Source organism: Deltaproteobacteria bacterium, assembly GCA_016874735.1.
In the GTDB taxonomy this organism is placed as follows: Bacteria; Bdellovibrionota_B; Oligoflexia; order Oligoflexales; family CAIYRB01; genus CAIYRB01.
In genome coordinates this window covers 1-16,227 of record VGTI01000042.1, presented here as the reverse complement: position 1 = coordinate 16,227, position 16,227 = coordinate 1, and the positions used below count along the sequence as shown (strand labels likewise).

At 54.0% G+C, this 16,227-nt stretch carries 14 protein-coding genes; 5 read left to right on the top strand and 9 right to left on the bottom strand.

Annotation, left to right across the window (positions count from 1 at the left end):
- Positions 1–10: 10 nt before the first annotated feature.
- On the bottom strand, positions 11–559 hold the full coding sequence (locus FJ146_14675) for a hypothetical protein (GenBank protein ID MBM4253211.1): 549 nt from the start codon (positions 557–559) through the stop codon (positions 11–13).
- A gap of 144 nt (positions 560–703) precedes the next feature.
- Here FJ146_14675 and lpoB point away from each other — a divergent pair, with 144 nt between their 5' ends.
- Positions 704–1,342 (top strand): penicillin-binding protein activator LpoB, encoded by a 639-nt coding sequence (gene lpoB / locus FJ146_14670; protein MBM4253210.1) that lies wholly within the window; start codon positions 704–706, stop codon positions 1,340–1,342.
- Positions 1,342–2,664: a hypothetical protein gene (locus FJ146_14665; protein MBM4253209.1), complete on the top strand. Its 1,323-nt coding sequence runs from the start codon at positions 1,342–1,344 to the stop codon at positions 2,662–2,664. The genes lpoB and FJ146_14665 overlap by 1 nt, the downstream gene beginning before the upstream one ends.
- Before the next feature lie 21 nt (positions 2,665–2,685).
- Here FJ146_14665 and FJ146_14660 read toward each other — a convergent pair whose 3' ends face one another.
- A complete protein-coding gene (locus tag FJ146_14660) occupies positions 2,686–3,246 on the bottom strand; it encodes a thioredoxin family protein (GenBank protein MBM4253208.1) in 561 nt (186 codons plus the stop codon).
- A 261-nt stretch (positions 3,247–3,507) separates the two neighbouring features.
- Here FJ146_14660 and FJ146_14655 point away from each other — a divergent pair, with 261 nt between their 5' ends.
- Entirely contained in the window at positions 3,508–4,857 is a 1,350-nt protein-coding gene (locus tag FJ146_14655; GenBank protein ID MBM4253207.1) for a hypothetical protein, read from the top strand.
- On the opposite strand, the gene FJ146_14650 is transcribed toward FJ146_14655, so the two are convergent.
- Positions 4,854–5,612 (bottom strand): VOC family protein, encoded by a 759-nt coding sequence (locus FJ146_14650; protein MBM4253206.1) that lies wholly within the window; start codon positions 5,610–5,612, stop codon positions 4,854–4,856. The genes FJ146_14655 and FJ146_14650 overlap by 4 nt on opposite strands.
- A gap of 63 nt (positions 5,613–5,675) precedes the next feature.
- Between FJ146_14650 and FJ146_14645 the strand changes: the two genes are divergently transcribed.
- Both FJ146_14645 and FJ146_14640 read left to right on the top strand, forming a co-directional pair.
- Positions 5,676–6,161: a GAF domain-containing protein gene (locus FJ146_14645; GenBank protein ID MBM4253205.1), complete on the top strand. Its 486-nt coding sequence runs from the start codon at positions 5,676–5,678 to the stop codon at positions 6,159–6,161.
- A gap of 17 nt (positions 6,162–6,178) precedes the next feature.
- Positions 6,179–7,627: a hypothetical protein gene (locus FJ146_14640; GenBank protein ID MBM4253204.1), complete on the top strand. Its 1,449-nt coding sequence runs from the start codon at positions 6,179–6,181 to the stop codon at positions 7,625–7,627.
- On the opposite strand, the gene FJ146_14635 is transcribed toward FJ146_14640, so the two are convergent.
- The 6 genes from FJ146_14635 to pdhA all read right to left on the bottom strand — a co-directional run bounded on the left by FJ146_14635 (position 7,592) and on the right by pdhA (position 15,796).
- Positions 7,592–8,863 (bottom strand): hypothetical protein, encoded by a 1,272-nt coding sequence (locus tag FJ146_14635; protein MBM4253203.1) that lies wholly within the window; start codon positions 8,861–8,863, stop codon positions 7,592–7,594. The genes FJ146_14640 and FJ146_14635 overlap by 36 nt on opposite strands.
- 47 nt (positions 8,864–8,910) lie before the next feature.
- Complete coding sequence (locus tag FJ146_14630) at positions 8,911–11,910, bottom strand: glycosyl transferase family 51 (protein ID MBM4253202.1); 3,000 nt, start codon at positions 11,908–11,910, stop codon at positions 8,911–8,913.
- A gap of 162 nt (positions 11,911–12,072) precedes the next feature.
- Positions 12,073–12,429 (bottom strand): hypothetical protein, encoded by a 357-nt coding sequence (locus tag FJ146_14625; protein MBM4253201.1) that lies wholly within the window; start codon positions 12,427–12,429, stop codon positions 12,073–12,075.
- Positions 12,430–12,432: 3 nt separating this feature from the next.
- Positions 12,433–13,713, bottom strand: a complete 1,281-nt coding sequence (locus FJ146_14620; GenBank protein ID MBM4253200.1) for a 2-oxo acid dehydrogenase subunit E2 — start codon at positions 13,711–13,713, stop codon at positions 12,433–12,435.
- Positions 13,714–13,813: 100 nt separating this feature from the next.
- Positions 13,814–14,794 carry a pyruvate dehydrogenase complex E1 component subunit beta gene (locus tag FJ146_14615; protein MBM4253199.1) on the bottom strand — a complete coding sequence of 327 codons (981 nt, stop codon included), beginning with the start codon at positions 14,792–14,794 and terminating at the stop codon, positions 13,814–13,816.
- A gap of 21 nt (positions 14,795–14,815) precedes the next feature.
- On the bottom strand, positions 14,816–15,796 hold the full coding sequence (gene pdhA, locus FJ146_14610) for a pyruvate dehydrogenase (acetyl-transferring) E1 component subunit alpha (protein ID MBM4253198.1): 981 nt from the start codon (positions 15,794–15,796) through the stop codon (positions 14,816–14,818).
- Positions 15,797–16,227 lie beyond the last annotated feature (431 nt).

Genomic DNA, 16,227 nt, shown 5'->3' with positions numbered 1-16,227 from the left:
CCACAGCGCCTTACTTGGCCGTAGGAGCGGTCTGACCGTTTGCGCCCTTGTCAGCGGCTGCTGCCGCCGTGTCAGGCGTTGCCGGTAGCGGTGGCACAGCCCCTTCACCCGCCGCTTTCGGCGCGGGCTCTCCAGCCTTGGGCTCTAAGCCATCGGCAGCCGGTTGCGCCGCGTCAGCGGCAGTAGGCAGACCCGCCGGGACTTCGCCTGACGGTACGGCTTCACCAATGGGAACAGGAGTCGCCATTGCTGGTCCAGGCTTAGCCGGCACGGCACCGCTGATTTTCTGCGCTGGTTGATGCACGGGCTGATTGAGACCTTGGACGTAGCGGCTCAGAGGAACGAAGCTGTCCTCTTCATTGACCTGATAATGAGGGGCAACGAGAAAAATATCACCCGTATCACTGATGCGGACATCCACATGTTTTAAGTCCTGGCTTTTGGCACTAGAGATATCGATACCGTTCAGGAAGACGTTGCGGAGGCCGTTGGTGCTAGCGAGGCCAAGTGTGGCACTACCTGCCAAGACGACGGCGACAGCGAAGCGGAGTCGTTGCATGAGATCCCCCAGAACTATATGATTGTCCTCACCTATTTTAGCACGAGCGACGATCGCGCGGATGCTCCCGTCGCGGAGCCTGTTTGGTCGGCGTCACCGCGCTATGCTCTAATCATCTGATCTAGCTGGGGGTAATGACCGATTATGAAGAAAAGCACCACGTTGCGTCTGGGCAGCATCTTATCGCGCCGTCTTGGTCTCGCAGCGGTCGTCGCCATGACCGCCGTTGCATGTACACCTTCGTTTCAGGGGGAATACGCAGATCCAGCCAAGGCCGAAATTGTCGATGACAAGTGGAACGAAACAGATGCCCGTAAAACCGCCGAGCACATGATCAAAGGTATGCTGGAAAAGCCATGGCTCGAGGGCTACAAATCCGGCCACCGCAATGCCAAGCCGGTCGTGGTCGTCATGGATGTCGAAAACCGCACGGATGAGCACCTCGACGTTAAACAACTTACTGATTATATCCAAGATGAGCTCATCAATTCGGGCAAAGTCCGCTTTGTCAACAAAGAGTCGCGCCAGAAAATCCTCGACGAACTCAAGTACCAACAAAGTGGCGCCGTTAATAAAGCCACCGCAAAAAAAGAGGGACGCGCCATCGGTGCCGACTTCATACTCAGCGGCAACATCAGCAGCAGCGTCCATCAGATGGATGGACTTAAGACCGTCAACTACCAAACCAACCTGACGCTCACGAGCATCGAGACGCAGGAGATCGAATGGTCGACCAAGTACGAAGTCAAAAAACGTTTCAAACGCTCAGGCGCTTCGTGGTGATGACTCTACCGCTAAATCAGACGCTTCTCCATCATAGAGCATGGTCGCGACGGCTCACTTGCTGTATGGCCATGCTCTTGATGACTGCCTGTGCCTCGTACACCGACGAGACGCAAACAATTCGCATCGACTACCGCGACGGTAGCTACCAACAAGCTATCGCAAAAATAGACAAGTCCTCGCTCACGGAGGACAAGAATAAGCTTCTCTATAACTTAGAGAAGGCGATGATCCTTGATCGCATGGGTGACGTCGCCAAGGCGCGCACCCTACTCATTAATGCCGATAAAATCGCTGATGATCTCTATACGACTAGTATCAGCCGCACAGCTACGTCCTTTGTGGTGAGTGACGCATCGACGGATTATAGCGGTGAAGACTACGAAAAAGTAGCCATCCATACGGAGCTGGCCTTGTCCTACATAGCCTCGGGAGATCTCGAGGCTGCGCGGGTCGAGGCACGCAAGATCAACAGTAAGCTTGCCCAGATCAATGCCGCCTACGAGGATCACAAGGACCGATACGCGGAAGATGCCTTTGCTAGGTATCTCTCGGGCATCATCTATGAAGCAAGGGGCGAAGTTGACGATGCCATTATCGACTACAATAAAGCCCTGGCATCCTACCGCGGCAACTTCGCCCAGTTCGTGAACGGCGGTGTTCCCGACCAGTTAGTTAAGGCGCTCTATCGCCTTTTGGCCCAACGGGGACGTCAGGACCGGATGAAAGAACTGCAACGGGATTTTCCGCGCTTAGTCGATGCGGCCAAGGCGGAGCTCGATGACCGGGATAGCGGCGAAGTGGTCGTCGTTCATGAACTCGGCCATATCGCTATCAAAACATCGGAGAGCTTCGCCTTTACCTTCGGCCGCCAAGTTGTGCGTTTTAGTTTTCCCGTCATACGGGCCCAAGGCCGTTCCTACTTTGGTCAAAGCGGCATCATTACCGGATCCGACGATAAATTACATCAAGCCGAAAACGTCGAGGATCTCAATGCCATTGCTCATGCCACCCTAGAGGATAGGCGCGGTCGCTTGGTGGCGAAAAGCGCCGCCAGACTCATTGCCAAAGGACAGATTGCTGAACAGGCTTACCAAAATTACGGGCCACTAGCGGGACTCGCCGTCAATATCTTCGCCGTAGTTACCGAAACAGCTGACACCCGCAGCTGGACCCTCCTGCCGGAGTCATTTGCGATCACGCGTCTGAGACTCAAAAGCGGGAAACACACGATCAAAATACAGTCGGGCGGACGTCGCAGCAAAATCGAGACCGTGACCGTCAAAAAAGGCGAGGTCTTGATTCTGCGCGATGTCGGATGACCTGGGCCCCATGGTGCGCGATCAGTGTGCTGGCCGCCACTTGATATTGCATCCGATGCTCGGTATCTGGGGTTCAGGCACAGCCTGCCCCGCCACGAGAGCCGCCGCGGCCCGGCGCAGATCCTGACCGGTGACGGGGGTTTCATTGCCTGGCCTGGAAGCGTCTAGTTGCCCGCGGTAAACAAGGCGCAGCGCGTTGTCGTAGAGGAAAAAATCTGGCGTACAGGCTGCCTGAAAGGCTTTAGCCACATCCTGGCTAGCATCGTACAGATAGGGAAACGTGTAGCCCCGATGCTTGGCTTCAAGCGCCATTAATTCAGGGCGATCGTCCGGATAATTTGCGACGTCATTAGAACTGATCGCCACCACACCAATACCATCGGCTGCCAAATCCTTACCCAAGCGCGCCAGCTCACTGGCGATATGTTTGACGAACGGGCAGTGGTTGCAGATAAACATCACGAGGAGCCCCTTGGGACCCTTGATCCGATCGCGCGTCCACAGCTGACCGCTCGGATCGGGCAACGTGAAATCCGGAGCGACGCCGCCCAACGGTGGCATGACAGAGGGGGTTCGAGCCATGGTGAGATTCTCCTCTTTGGGCGGTCAAAAGATCGGGCGACCGTCTCCCCGTCGTCATACTACGTCCCAAAGTTCGTAGCAACATCCAGTAATCACAAGCAATTGAGCGGCCCCAAGGTTTTAAGCCAGTCAGCCAATTACCAATTGTGGCCCCGTCACTCTTTCGCTATGATCATCCCTCCATTGCATTTTCCTGCAGGCCGAATCGTGCTGCGCGCGCGGCCGCTGACATCTCGAATATAAGCCAGAGGAGGACGCTCCATGCGCCATCCAGTAACTTTCTCTCTCAAGACGCTGATCCACTACGTGCTTGCAGCTGCAGCGCTGGGATATCTTGGCGGCTGGCAGATCACCAAACACTTTGACGGACTTCCGCCACCGGGGCTTGCACGGGATGGCTCCGGCCATCCGGCCGCAGCTGGCCCACCAGGCACGGACATTGCCTCGCTGATTCCTTACGCCCCTGCCCCGCATCATGTCGGCACCATCAAGGTGACCAAGAACTCCACTCTCTCCCGCACCCTCCAAGAACTCGGATTTTTAGCCCCTGAGCGCGCCGCTATCCTTAGTGCCCTGAAACCCTGGACCTCACCCACCCGCGTGCGCGCCGGCACCGCAATCAAAGCGTATACCATGGATGCCGCAGACAAATATCCGCGACGCCTCGACATCGAACTGAGCGACGACCTCACTGTCAGGCTGGATCAAGTTGATCCGGGACACTGGACGGCTTCTGATCTGCAGATTCCTGAGGAACGTCGTCTTGCAGCCTACAGTGGGGTCGTCACCGGCTCGCTCTGGAACTCAGCAGCTACGGCAGGCATGGACCCGGCGATCATTTCTAGGATCACTGAAATTTTTGGCTGGCAAATGGACTTCCACCGAGAGGTTCAACGCGGCGATCGCTGGCGGCTCACCGTCGAGCAGTTCGTCCGCGAAGGTCGTCCCGTCCGTATTGGCGCTATTGTCGCGGCAGAATACGAGAACAGTGGCGTCATCAACACGGCGGTGCTGGACCCGTCCGAGGGGCAGTACTACACCCCCGAAGGCAACAGTTTGCGGCGTATGTTTCTGCGCTCACCGCTGCGTTTTGCCAGAATCACCTCAGGCTTCAATGCCCACAGGTTTCACCCGATTCTCAAGGTCGCTAAGCCGCACCTCGGGGTGGACTACGGCGCTCCTACGGGCACCCCGGTGATGGCCATAGGCTCGGGCAGTGTCACCTATGCTGCCTATCACGGCGCCTCGGGTAATACGGTCAGCCTGCGCCACAACGGTACTTACAGCACCCACTACAAACACCTGTCACGCTTTGCCCCTGACGTCAGGCCTGGTGCTCAAATCAAAATGGGACAGATCATCGGCTACGTCGGCAAAACTGGGCTTGCGACAGGTCCTCATCTGCACTTCGAACTGCATGCCAACGGACGCTATATCGATCCTGCCGGTGTGAAACTACCGACTGCTGACCCGGTGCCGCGCAAAGCCATCGACTCCTTTAAGGCCCTTGCTAGTAAAGCCTTGGCTGACCTGCCACCTTGGAGCACCGCCACACTTACCGATGTCGGACTCAGCGGACGGCAGGCTGAGCTGGCGCGCAAAACCAACTAGACGGTCATGACACCAAAGACTGCGCCTTGGGGATCCTGCACCACAGCCTGAGTACCTGAAGGGCCATGACTGGGCTCAGCGAGGATGCGTCCTCCCGACTGCGTCAAAGCTTTGGTGGCTAAGGCCATATCTTCCACGTAAAAATACGGCAGCCAATGCGGTGGCACTGCACGAAAACGTGGACTCAGTGTGATAAGGGCTGCTGTCGGTCTAGGGCCGCTGTAAAATCTGGTTATCGCTACCTCGCCTTGAGAATCCGGCCGGGTGATCCAATTAAATAGATCGCCGTAAAATGTGGCGGCGCTCTCAGCATCGTGGGTGGAAAGCTCGTGCCAAGCTACACTACGTTCAAGGAGCGTCCGCTGCTGATCCTGCCACAGGCCAAAAGGCGCTCCGGTAGGGTCGAGTAGCAGAGCCATGCGGCCCAGCGCGGCAAAGTCAAAAGACTCTGCCGTCACCTTTGCCCCCATGGATTTGGCCTCCAAGAGCGACTGATCGACGTCACTGACTCCCAGGTAAGGAGTCCAGTGGGCGGCAGCAGGCTTACCTGCTAGATCATCCGCCATAGCGTAGATGCCACCGATGCGGTGATTACCATGTAGCAAATGATAGTAGGTGGCACCGTCGTTTAACTCCGCGGCATCGTAGCTCCAACTAAACAGGGACTTATAGAAATCCAGCGCTTGTGCCACGGACCTGGTCATGAGCTCCCAACGGACGAAACTCCCTACGTCTTGCTGTCGTGCCTTTGACATCTGAGGCTCTCCTACGATAATCCCCAAGTGAGTTATCACAGCTAGGTCGAGGAAAAAACGCCAATGCGCCCATCGAATACCACTAACGATCAGGTTGTCACTGCTATCAGACACATCTGCGCCGCCGCAACCACACCAGTAGATGCCTTGGACGCGGCAATGGAGTATTTGCACAAGCACCGCAGTGATTACCATTGGGTTGGCATCTACCGACTGGACGGCGACACCTTGATCCTCGGTCCCTACCGGGGCCCAGTCACAGACCACGAGAGAATTCCCGTGGGACGGGGGGTTTGCGGGACGGCTGTAGCTGAAAATCGTAATCAGATCGTGGACGATGTGCGGGCAATCAGTAATTACCTCGCTTGTAATTTGGACACGCGGAGTGAGATGGTAGTCTTGATTCGTCATCCTAGAGATGGAAAAATTTTAGGTCAGATCGACGTAGACGGAACGAGGTTAAATCAGTTCGATACGACCGAAGAAGCACTGATCGACGAAGTGGGCCAAATACTGGCTCCCTATGTGATCGATGCCTTCGGCCCTTAAAGAGAGCCCGAAAGGGGATAGCCATCAGTACTCCCACGCACCGACGCCGCCTCACGTTGACCTTACTCACCGGCGCTATCAGCGAGACGGTCAATAAAATTGCTCCCCTGCTTGTGCTGTACCTCGGGCAGGCTACGCTCCCTGTGACAAGCTTTGGTTCCGTGCAGTTCGCCGTGTCCTACATCGATATCTTTTTGCCTTTTATTGCTTTTGGCTACGGTGCTTATGCATCAATTGCGATAGCTAACCCAGCTGGCAGCGCTCTAAGTCCGGGACGCATCATGTCCACGGTAACCCTACTGAAGTTGCTCCATGCTGTGGTCATCGTTGCCATTGCCCTGGCCGTCATGATGCTGCCTCGTTATGACGCCTATCGAGGCCTGATTCTCAGCCTTGGTTACCTATTCGTGTCGAGTATTATCGAGACAGATTATGTCCACTCGGGTACGCAATCCCTAGCGATCCGCAATATATTTAGCGTGATCAGTAAATTGCTGTGCTTAGGGGGTGTTCTGATCTTGGTCCGTGGCCCCGCGGACTATATGTACTACGGCATCCTAAGTATGCTCCCCAACTTGTTGGTTGCGCTCCTGTCGCTGCGCTTTTCAATCAAGAAAATTGGCTGGGAACGGCCCCGCACGGCCGATTTGAAACCCGTATTTCTTGGTGCCCTACCCTTCGGCATTACCAACATGCTGGCGTTCACACTGGAGCGTTTTGACGTCTTCTTTGTCGAAGCCTTTGGTGGCAGTGCCGCTGTCGGTCTATACGTTGGACCACTGCGTATCGTGCAGAGTATTGCAACCATCACAGCGATGGTGACTAGTATATTTTTTTCCGAATTGGTCAGGATTGATGACGAGCGTCGATTCTCTAAGCACATAGAATTCAGTGCACTGCTGTCGATGATCTTATTGATGCCGATTGCTGTCGGTGCCTTTTTTGTCGGTGGTGATCTTCTCGCTACCTTATTCGCCGCTACGTTTGCCAATCACAGCGTCATGCCCGGCTACGTGATGGCATTATTATCAATTGGCATCCTGGCGACCGTTGGTATCAACACCTTTGGTATGCAGGTTCTGTGGCTACGTAACGCAATGACGCGCATGAATAAGATTTACGCGATCGGCCTCATTTCTGGCTGTTTACTTGCCACATGGCTTGGGGGGCTGTGGGGCAGCATTGGCGTTGCGGCGGCCTTGGCCGCGAGCAAGCTGACCGTCGCGACGGGTTGTTATTTGGCTGCACGACCGTTTATCCCTAGCTTCTCGTGGGGATTTCTAGCACGCATCGCACTAGCCGCGGGCGCCATGGCAGCCGTACTCTTTATCCTCGGACCAGATCATCTAGTTTGGACTAAAATCATGATCGGTGCAGTAACTTATGTCTGTATGGCCGTTCTCCTCTTTTGGCGTGTCATCAGGGATTTACTAATTAATGGGGCGCCGACGAAAATAGCGGACTGATACGGGACCATCCTTGGGATAAAAATGGGCCATGTCGTCGATCTTAGTGATGAGCCAGGGCCAGACGGCTTTCGATCCCGTCTTGGTATAGACGAGCCCTGCAGCAATGTAATTGGCGCTGTGAAATATGGTTCCGTTAGCGCGGGCGTAAGTCACTAGATCGCCGTAAATGGGCTTGGCCACCTCAACATATTCATTGCGCAATGTGGTAGCAACCAGCGCCGGGTCTGCAAATCGGTCATCTGGATCGATATTAAAAAAATTGTAGGCCGTCCAATGGCAGTCTCGATGCCCTCCACCAATAACCTCCGTGCCTGGCTGCGGATAGGTATAAAGGCGCCGCCGCGGAAATGGTGGCAAGAGATGGACAATATCTATTTTTTCTCCATCTCTAAGACGCATCATCGACTCCAGCAGCGAGCCCACGTCTTTGGCTCGCCCTCCTACACTCCAGTAGTCGACTAACTTTTCCACATCACTCGTTGGTGAGATATTTAATTTAACCAGGTAAGTGGACTGCCGAAATAAAACATGTAGTAGTTTTGGCAGCATCTCCATCGAGATTTGATCTAGAATAAGCGGCAAATCAGCAAAGAACATATAGCAGCCGTCCCGGTACAAATATCTGGCCACCATGGCTTTGATGTCGTCTGCAACCTCGCCACCACTGAACCAATCATCAATATTGCGGCCGCAGTAGCGAAAAGCACCGAGCTGCATCTTGTTGGCATGGTTGTCTGTAAGTTTGATGTAGATCTGCTGCCGACTCTCATGAGTCAGTCCAAGCAGCAGCTCTTTAGTAACAGGGACCAGCGTCTCGGATCGTTCTTGATCATAGCTAGCTTTATCTAAAAGCCCATGGACCAGATTAGACGCTAACCCAGCTTTTAGTAAAAAGCCCTGCACACCTAAAATATCCATGTCTCTGAAGTGCCAGTCATTAATCTCACTAGGAAGGCTCTGAGCTCGAATAAAGTCTATGGGAGGAGCAATGGTGATCGGTACTATGGTCAAGCTGCCCGCACTTTCGTCATCCAGGTTGTATGCATTGCTACTGTTTCTGGACAAAAAATGCAGCGATGTCGAATTAGACGTGAATAGCAGGGCACCAGCTAAAAAAACCATAGCCAGAAGCAATAATGACTTAAGGTAGAGCGAGCTGCGTTTTCTATCGCCTGATCGCAGGGACGCCTCTGCTGGCGCCGCTGAAACTATTTTAGGTTTTCTCTTCGACATAATGACTCTAATGCGGAGTTAAACTGTAATTCCTATAAAAATGTCACCTACTCTTCTGCGGTGACTGGAGCATTAATCAAAGGACTCAGTTTGGACGATAGAATTTTGAGGATTTGCACTGGCAGCGCACTAGTGAAACTGAATTTCGCTGCTGAGGCATCTGGTACATACGCGGTGATCGTACCAAAGAAACGCTCACCGATATAAAAGACAAAAGTCGCTGTACGGCTCACCGCCCGCGATTCAATGATGCGTCCACCAGGTGCGAAGACGGAATAACGGTTATCGCCTGTACCAGTCTTACCGCCGACGGGTATCGTTTTACCGACGGTATCAACAAAGGCACCGCGTACCCGTACTGCGGTACCGCTGTCGACCACGTGCTTAATGGTGTCGCGTACAGCTGCAGTTAATGGGCGCGATAAAACTCTGGTACCAAAGCTGGGCTTTGCACGAAAATGCGTCTCAAACGGAGTATCTTTGGCAAATTCTAGGGAACTCACACGCGTATTGACGTACTGGACACCCCCGCTGGTGATGATGCCCATCAATTCCGCCAAGGCAGTAGGTTTGTCACCGGAACTACCGAGTGCAGTAGCGTAGGTGGGTACAAGCGAGGCAAAAGGGTATCCGAGCTTGGCCCAGTGTTCATGGATTTGCTTAAAGGCCTCATCTTCGAGCATGATCCTGATGCGGCTATCCTGACGCTTCTTGCCCTTAGCTGTGAATAGCCACTGGTAGGATTCCTGGCGCGCACCAGTACTGGCCCGCAGCACCTGGGTAAAACTAACTTTAGGCGCCCTCACCATATAGGACACCAACCATAGTTCAAGCGGATGGACACCGCAAATGTAGCCCCGGTCTTGCAGGCTTAATTTACTCTCGACCGTAGCCTTATAAAGAGACTGCAACTGTTTGGAGCTCTGTGGTTTGCTCCCCGCACCCTGATATTTGGCGATGAAAGCCGCCATATCATTCACACTGGTGTCTGGCGCTATACTCGCATAGAGCACGGCGAGGCGTCTTGGATTTAGCCGCATGCGTGCCATCAAGGCCTGTACCATTTGATCGCTACTGAGTCCCCGATACCGCAGGTAGAACCTACCTAGGTACTCACGCCCTTCCTTATTGGCAAATCGGGCCAGAAATTCGCGTCGGTTAGGATTAGTCACGTCCTCGAGCATGGCATGGCCACCAGGAATTTGGGCGATAAAGTATTGGACGATATCGCGCATCATGCGCACAAATGGGAGATTGATGGATTTGCGCACGGCTTCCTTGACGTCAACGATCCGGCCATTGTCTGATTTTTCAAAATTATTAAACCGATGTATACCACCACTTGTCAGGAAACGCTCCGCCGGGCTCGCCGTATAGCGACGCTCAAGAGCGGCATTGAGAATGGCCTCCAGTGTGACCGCAGCGCTGCCATTGGCCTCAAGTAGATAGGTAATGACCCAGCGGCTGAGCTGATCCGACTTATCAGTTTTACCGAGGGCTTCTTTCAGCTCAACGCCTCCGAGCCTTCGATATCTGTGCCAAAGTTCTTCGATAACCTCGAGGTAGGTCACTAGTGTGCGCAATTTGGCAGTCGACCCAAGCTCTAGTTTGCCACCCTCGCTCACATTGAACGGACCATCGACGTTGTCGGCTTGGACGCGTAGGAGATTGGCGTTATGCCGCCGCTCGCGCAGCGTAAAACTGTAGATGACATCTTTAGGATCCCCTTCAGCGAGTAGCCGTTGATCCATGAGTCCCTGAGACTTGGCGTAGTCTTTATCTTTCAGCTTGGTCAGGACATCTTGCACGGCCTTTTGTGTGCCGTAGTCGATGGTCGACTTAACGCGCAAGTCCAGACGGTCGAGCGTATATAAACGATCAAATCCAAAATAATTCAGCAGATGCACACGGACAGCATTGGCCGCTTTACGCTCGACGTAGCTCAGACGCTCCGGCTGAAATATGGCTCCAACAGAGCGGAAGTTTAGCTCCGCTTTAGCCACAGCCTGGCGCAATCTTTTTGGCAGAGCTTTGCCCCGAATCATCACGTCTATGTGTTTATCCACTAACTCTTTGAGCGCTTCTTGGTCCTGCCCTAGGTAGTAGGCTGGGCGGCGCTGCGAGAGAAAAAGCGCCAGAATCTGTTTGTACGCCACTGCCTTCGCCAATACACGCGCGGCATTAGTTTCTTTTTGTTTGATGTCTCTTAGGAGATCAGTGACTTCGGCAAAACTTGCACCAAAATAGGCTGCAAGGGCGTGGCCAATGCCGCGAATCTCACCGGTACCAGGCAATGCTCCTAGAGGAACCGTATTGACATAATCTTTGATGATGCGCTTACGCGCCTCAAAGGTGTTACGTCCGTCCTGATACGCACGCAGACTTGCAGAGGTCATCTGTACGAGTTTTTGGCGCGCCGAGGTCGTTCGGCCATCAGGAGAGTGCCGATATTTTTCCAACTGCGTGGCTAGTGTGCTGCCACCTGGGCTATCGTGCGAGGGGAAGAACTTCGTAACGATGTTATCTAAAATCGCGACGAAAAGCCGACTCCAATCTAGGGTTGGATTTTTATAGGGGTACCTTTTATCCAGTAAATCGCGATTTTCGATGAGCAGTAGCGTACGCCAAATAGCCGGCGGAATGTCATCGAAAGTGTCGTAGCTCAATTGCGGATAAAGCGCAGAAAAAAGTGGTTTCCCCGTCGCGTCATCGATGGCCAGGCCGGCCTGCGACTTCTCTTTGTAAATGGGATATATGACACCGCCATGAACGAGCCTTAGGTGCTCCGGTGAGAGGCGGGCTTGCGCTCTGATCTCGTAGCCTCGTTTTGTCACACGCTCAGAGATGGCAGGGATCAGCGTGTATCCCAACATTTCGTCAAACGGCCCAGAAGTCGGAAAGGCAATACTGCGGCTGGGACCAGACTCGAGCCTAAACTTTAACTGGGACGCTTTGGCGCTAAAAAATTGCGACTGAATTTTACTTGAGTAAACTTCGCGCCAAATCACGACGGACAATAATCCACAAAATAAAATTGCAGCGCTCATGACAAAGCGCCTACCTCTGGTCGTTTCCAGTGGCCACTGCAATTTCAAACTAGTTGTCCTCGGAGAAGAATCTAATGGAGAGTTCTAGCGGTATTCATATCTTACCACTAAAGGCGCCAAGGCTCGACTAGCGGCCTTAGCTTGGCTAGGCGACCTTTTGATTTAGGGCTTCAGCATGCGGCTACAGACTTGCCGACAATCCTCGCACGTGAGGATTTCGCCCTTTGCTTGCCGGCAGGCATGAGCGATAGGTGATTCATTGGCCGGGATGCAACGACGACCCGCAGCTAGCGGAAAGCAGGTGGACTCGCCTTTGAAACCAAAACCACGCAGGAGCTCCGGCTGCTTGAGTTCCGGAAGCTGCGGTGGAAGAGGGGCCGGGACCAGAGCCGCGGCAGAGTCAGCGGTAGCAATGCCGCCTGGGGGCGGCGGCACTTCGTCCCCTTGGGACTTGTGCTTGGCGCGGCACCCCAGCGTCAGCGCTGTACTGAGCAAAACTGTGAATAAAGCAAACTGCACGAATTAAACCAGCATTTGCATCGGATCTTCGAGATACGACACTAGGGTTTGCAGGAATTTTGCTCCCGTAGCTCCATCGACTACCCTGTGATCACAGGACAATGTCATCTTCATGCGCTGCTGCACAACTAGCCGCTCTTGCTCATCGACCCAAGGCGTCGGGGTGGCTGCCCCCACGGCAAGAATTGCCGCCTGTGGTGGGTTGATGATGGCGGTGAATTCTTCGACACCAAACATACCGAGGTTGGAAATCGTAAAGGTACCACCGGTGAAGGCATCGTTGCTCAGTAGGCCGTCTTTAGCTTTTGTCGCTAAATCACGCGCTGCTGCCGCAATTTCCCTGACACCTAAGACGTCAGCCCGGCGAATCACCGGCGTCACGAGACCTTCTGGTAAAGCCACAGCCACGGCGATATGAGCCTCACCGTGGTGGACGATGGTCTCACCTTGCCAGGAAGCGTTGACCTGCGGATGGTGACGCAGCGCTCTTGCTACGGCCAAAATCACCACATCATTCACGCTAACCTTGGCCAGAGATCCGCCCTTGGCGTTGGCTTTAGCTGCAGCATCGTTAAGCGACTGCCGCCATGTCTCCAATTTTGCAACATTGGCGGAGACGGTAAGGTAGAAATGCGGGGCCTCATTCTTAGCAGCGGTGAGCCGCTTGGCAATGGTCTTGCGCATCATCGATACCGGAGTCACCGTCGCCCCTACTGTAGAGGCAGCTGGCACCGGAGCCGCTGGCTGCGGCACGGACGGCTTACTTAGAGCTGCGACCGGAGTTGCAACGCCGGCAGCACTTTGCTCAATATCGCGCAACACGACGCGGCCCGCTGGTCCTGTGCCCACGATCTGGGATACATCGACACCCAGCTCGGCGGCAACTTTACGCGCTAATGGTGATGCCTTGACGCGGCCACCGCCCACAGGCTGAGCCTGTACGGTGGGGGTCGCAGGTTTTGCCGGAGCTTTCTGCGACACCTGCGGTGCCGCGAGAGGTGCGGCGGCTGCAGTCGCGCTCTTTGCGGCACCACCAGTCAACGCACCTAGGTCGTATGTTTCACCCGCATCACCAACCACAGCGATTGGGGTGCGTAGCGCCACCGTTTTGCCTGGCTGGACCAGGATCTTGAGCACGACGCCCTCTTCCGGCGATTCGTACTCCTGCGTCGCCTTGTCGGTCTCAATCTCGACTAGTGGCTCGCCTTCATTAATCTTTTCGCCCTCTTTTTTCAACCAGTTGGCGATACCGCCCTCTTCCATAGTGTCGCTTAATTTGGGCATCTCAATGACACGAGCCATGCTCTAAAGCCTCCCTCAAGGATCCAAAAACTGTGGGCTACGCTAAGCGCCCACTGATCAATCACATCAATGACACCAATCACTAGTCGACGTACATGACGTCTTTGACCGCTTGAACAACGCGCTCAGCCGTGGGCAACACGGCATGCTCGAGATCTTCGGCATACGGCATCGGGACAAAAAGCGAGTTAACGCGAACTACAGGCGCATCGAGATCGTCGAAACATTCTTTTTGTACGCGGTCCGAAATCTGCGCGCTCGTAGCGGCAAAATCCCAGCCCTCGTCAACGATGACTAAACGGTGCGTCTTGCGTACGGAGGTGAAAATCAGCTCCTCATCCAGAGGTTGCAAGGTACGAGGATCCAATACTTCGGCACTGATGCCACTTGCAGCCAACTGTTCTGCCGCTGCCATCGCGACGTGCAGCATCTTATTCCAGGCGATAATGGTCACATGCTCACCCGGACGCTTTATGTCACCGACACCGATCGGAATCACGTACTCACCATCTGGTACCTCGCCCTTGAGCCCGTACATCATCTCGCTCTCTAGGAAGATGACCGGATTATTGTCGCGGATTGCCGCCTTCAAAAGGCCCTTAGCGTCGTACGGTGTGGAGGGCGAAATTACTTTCATCCCGGGCACGTTAGTGAGCATCGCATCAAAACTCTGCGAATGCTGCGAACCCAGCATATGCGCCGCCCCGTTTGGTCCGCGGAAGACGATCGGCACGTTAAATTGACCACCTGACATGTAGCACATCTTGGCAGCGTGATTGACGATCTGATCGAAGCCCTGGATGCCAAAGTTCCAAGTCATCATCTCGATGATGGGACGCAGCCCCACCATGGCCGCACCGATACCCAAACCGGCAAAGCCGGCCTCGGAGATCGGGGAGTCCCACACGCGACGCGGTCCAAATTGCTCAAGGAGTCCCTTGGATACTTTATAAGCGCCGTTGTACTGGGCTACTTCTTCGCCCATCAGGAAGATGCGGTCGTCACGAGCCATCTCTTCTGCCATGGCCTGTCCGATTGCTTCGCGGAATTGAATGAGTGCCATAAATATTACTTCCTCGTCCTCTTAATCGACAAAAACGTGGTCCCAGAGCTCGGATACATCGGGTTTTGGCGACGCGTCCGCGAACGCCTCGATTGCGGTCATCTGATCTCTGATGTCCTTATCCCAAGCTTTGAGCTCATCTTCCGTTGTCACTTTATGCTTCTTCAAATAGTCGCCCAAGGTAGTAATCGGATCCCTAGCCTGAAACTGCGCGACCTCATCTTTAGTACGGTAGCTAGCAGGATCCGAGACCGAATGCCCGCGGTAACGATAAGTATGGGCCTCGAGCAAATAAGGCTTAGGCTTCTTGCGCATCTTGCTGACGATACCACTGACGTGGTCGTACACTTTGAGTACGTCCATGCCATCGACCTGCGAATTATCGATGTCAAATGCCAGCGCCCTTTTAGCCAAACTATCGACACTGGTAACGCGGCGGAAATCGGTGCCCATGCCATATTGATTGTTCTCGACGATGTAGAGCACGGGAAGATCCCAGGCAGCAGCCATGTTGAGAGCCTCGAAGAATTGGCCCTGATTACAAGCTCCGTCACCGAGGTAACAGACCATGACGTCATCGTTCTGATCGTACTTAATTGCAAATCCGACACCAGCAGCGATCGGCGTTTGACCACCGACGATACCATGGCCGCCAAGGAACCTATGCTCCTTGCTGAACATGTGCATCGACCCGCCCTTGCCCCTGACACAGCCATCGACCTTACCGAAAAGCTCGGAAAGTACCGCCTTCGGGTCAATCCCTTTGGCGATGGCTTGGGTGTGAGAACGATAGCCCGAGATCATGTAATCCGTCGGTCTCAGCGCCCTCTGCACACCGATACACACGGCCTCCTGGCCAATATGAAGGTGACAGAACCCTGCAAATTTACCCTTTTGATAAGCCTGATTGACCCGCTCCTCAAAGCGACGGCCAAAAAGCATATCCTTGTACACAGAAATCAAAAAATCACGATCGTACTTTAATTTAGACTCTGCTGCCATGATCAGCCCAATACTGTGTGTTGGTAGGTGAACCGGGAGTCCCGGAGAGATTGTTGGCGACGCTTTTCGTTATAGCAGCCATTGCCGGTTGGCAACAGCTTAAATTCCCGAATAAATACAGCGTTAAGGAAGCCTCGCGGGATCGCTTAGTCAAGCAATAATCCCAAGTGATTACGGCACGTTTTCCGAACCAACCACATTACAGCGTGGCAAAAAATGCTGCTAATTCGATTAGCTCAGGGGCTGGTGGCGCTGCTTTGTCGGCATGAGGCCGGTAAAAACCCTGCGCGATCACCTTCATAGTGGCCACAAGTTCATCGAGCATGCCGTGAAAGTCACTGCGTGCGGCTGCCATTTTGAAGGCAAATTCCGTAACGCCGGTGACCCCGCCGTAGGCCTTAAAGCGGATTTTGACCAAGCCCTCTGTCAGG

What these genes read in the sequence shown, in the direction of transcription:
- FJ146_14675 (MBM4253211.1), bottom strand. Translation starts at nt 559, where the DNA reads ATGCAACGACTCCGCTTCGCTGTCGCCGTCGTCTTGGCAGGTAGTGCC.
- lpoB (MBM4253210.1), top strand. Translation starts at nt 704, where the DNA reads ATGAAGAAAAGCACCACGTTGCGTCTGGGCAGCATCTTATCGCGCCGT.
- FJ146_14665 (MBM4253209.1), top strand. Translation starts at nt 1,342, where the DNA reads ATGACTCTACCGCTAAATCAGACGCTTCTCCATCATAGAGCATGGTCG.
- FJ146_14660 (MBM4253208.1), bottom strand. Translation starts at nt 3,246, where the DNA reads ATGGCTCGAACCCCCTCTGTCATGCCACCGTTGGGCGGCGTCGCTCCG.
- FJ146_14655 (MBM4253207.1), top strand. Translation starts at nt 3,508, where the DNA reads ATGCGCCATCCAGTAACTTTCTCTCTCAAGACGCTGATCCACTACGTG.
- FJ146_14650 (MBM4253206.1), bottom strand. Translation starts at nt 5,612, where the DNA reads ATGTCAAAGGCACGACAGCAAGACGTAGGGAGTTTCGTCCGTTGGGAG.
- FJ146_14645 (MBM4253205.1), top strand. Translation starts at nt 5,676, where the DNA reads ATGCGCCCATCGAATACCACTAACGATCAGGTTGTCACTGCTATCAGA.
- FJ146_14635 (MBM4253203.1), bottom strand. Translation starts at nt 8,863, where the DNA reads ATGTCGAAGAGAAAACCTAAAATAGTTTCAGCGGCGCCAGCAGAGGCG.
- FJ146_14630 (MBM4253202.1), bottom strand. Translation starts at nt 11,910, where the DNA reads ATGAGCGCTGCAATTTTATTTTGTGGATTATTGTCCGTCGTGATTTGG.
- FJ146_14620 (MBM4253200.1), bottom strand. Translation starts at nt 13,713, where the DNA reads ATGCCCAAATTAAGCGACACTATGGAAGAGGGCGGTATCGCCAACTGG.
- FJ146_14615 (MBM4253199.1), bottom strand. Translation starts at nt 14,794, where the DNA reads ATGGCACTCATTCAATTCCGCGAAGCAATCGGACAGGCCATGGCAGAA.
- pdhA (MBM4253198.1), bottom strand. Translation starts at nt 15,796, where the DNA reads ATGGCAGCAGAGTCTAAATTAAAGTACGATCGTGATTTTTTGATTTCT.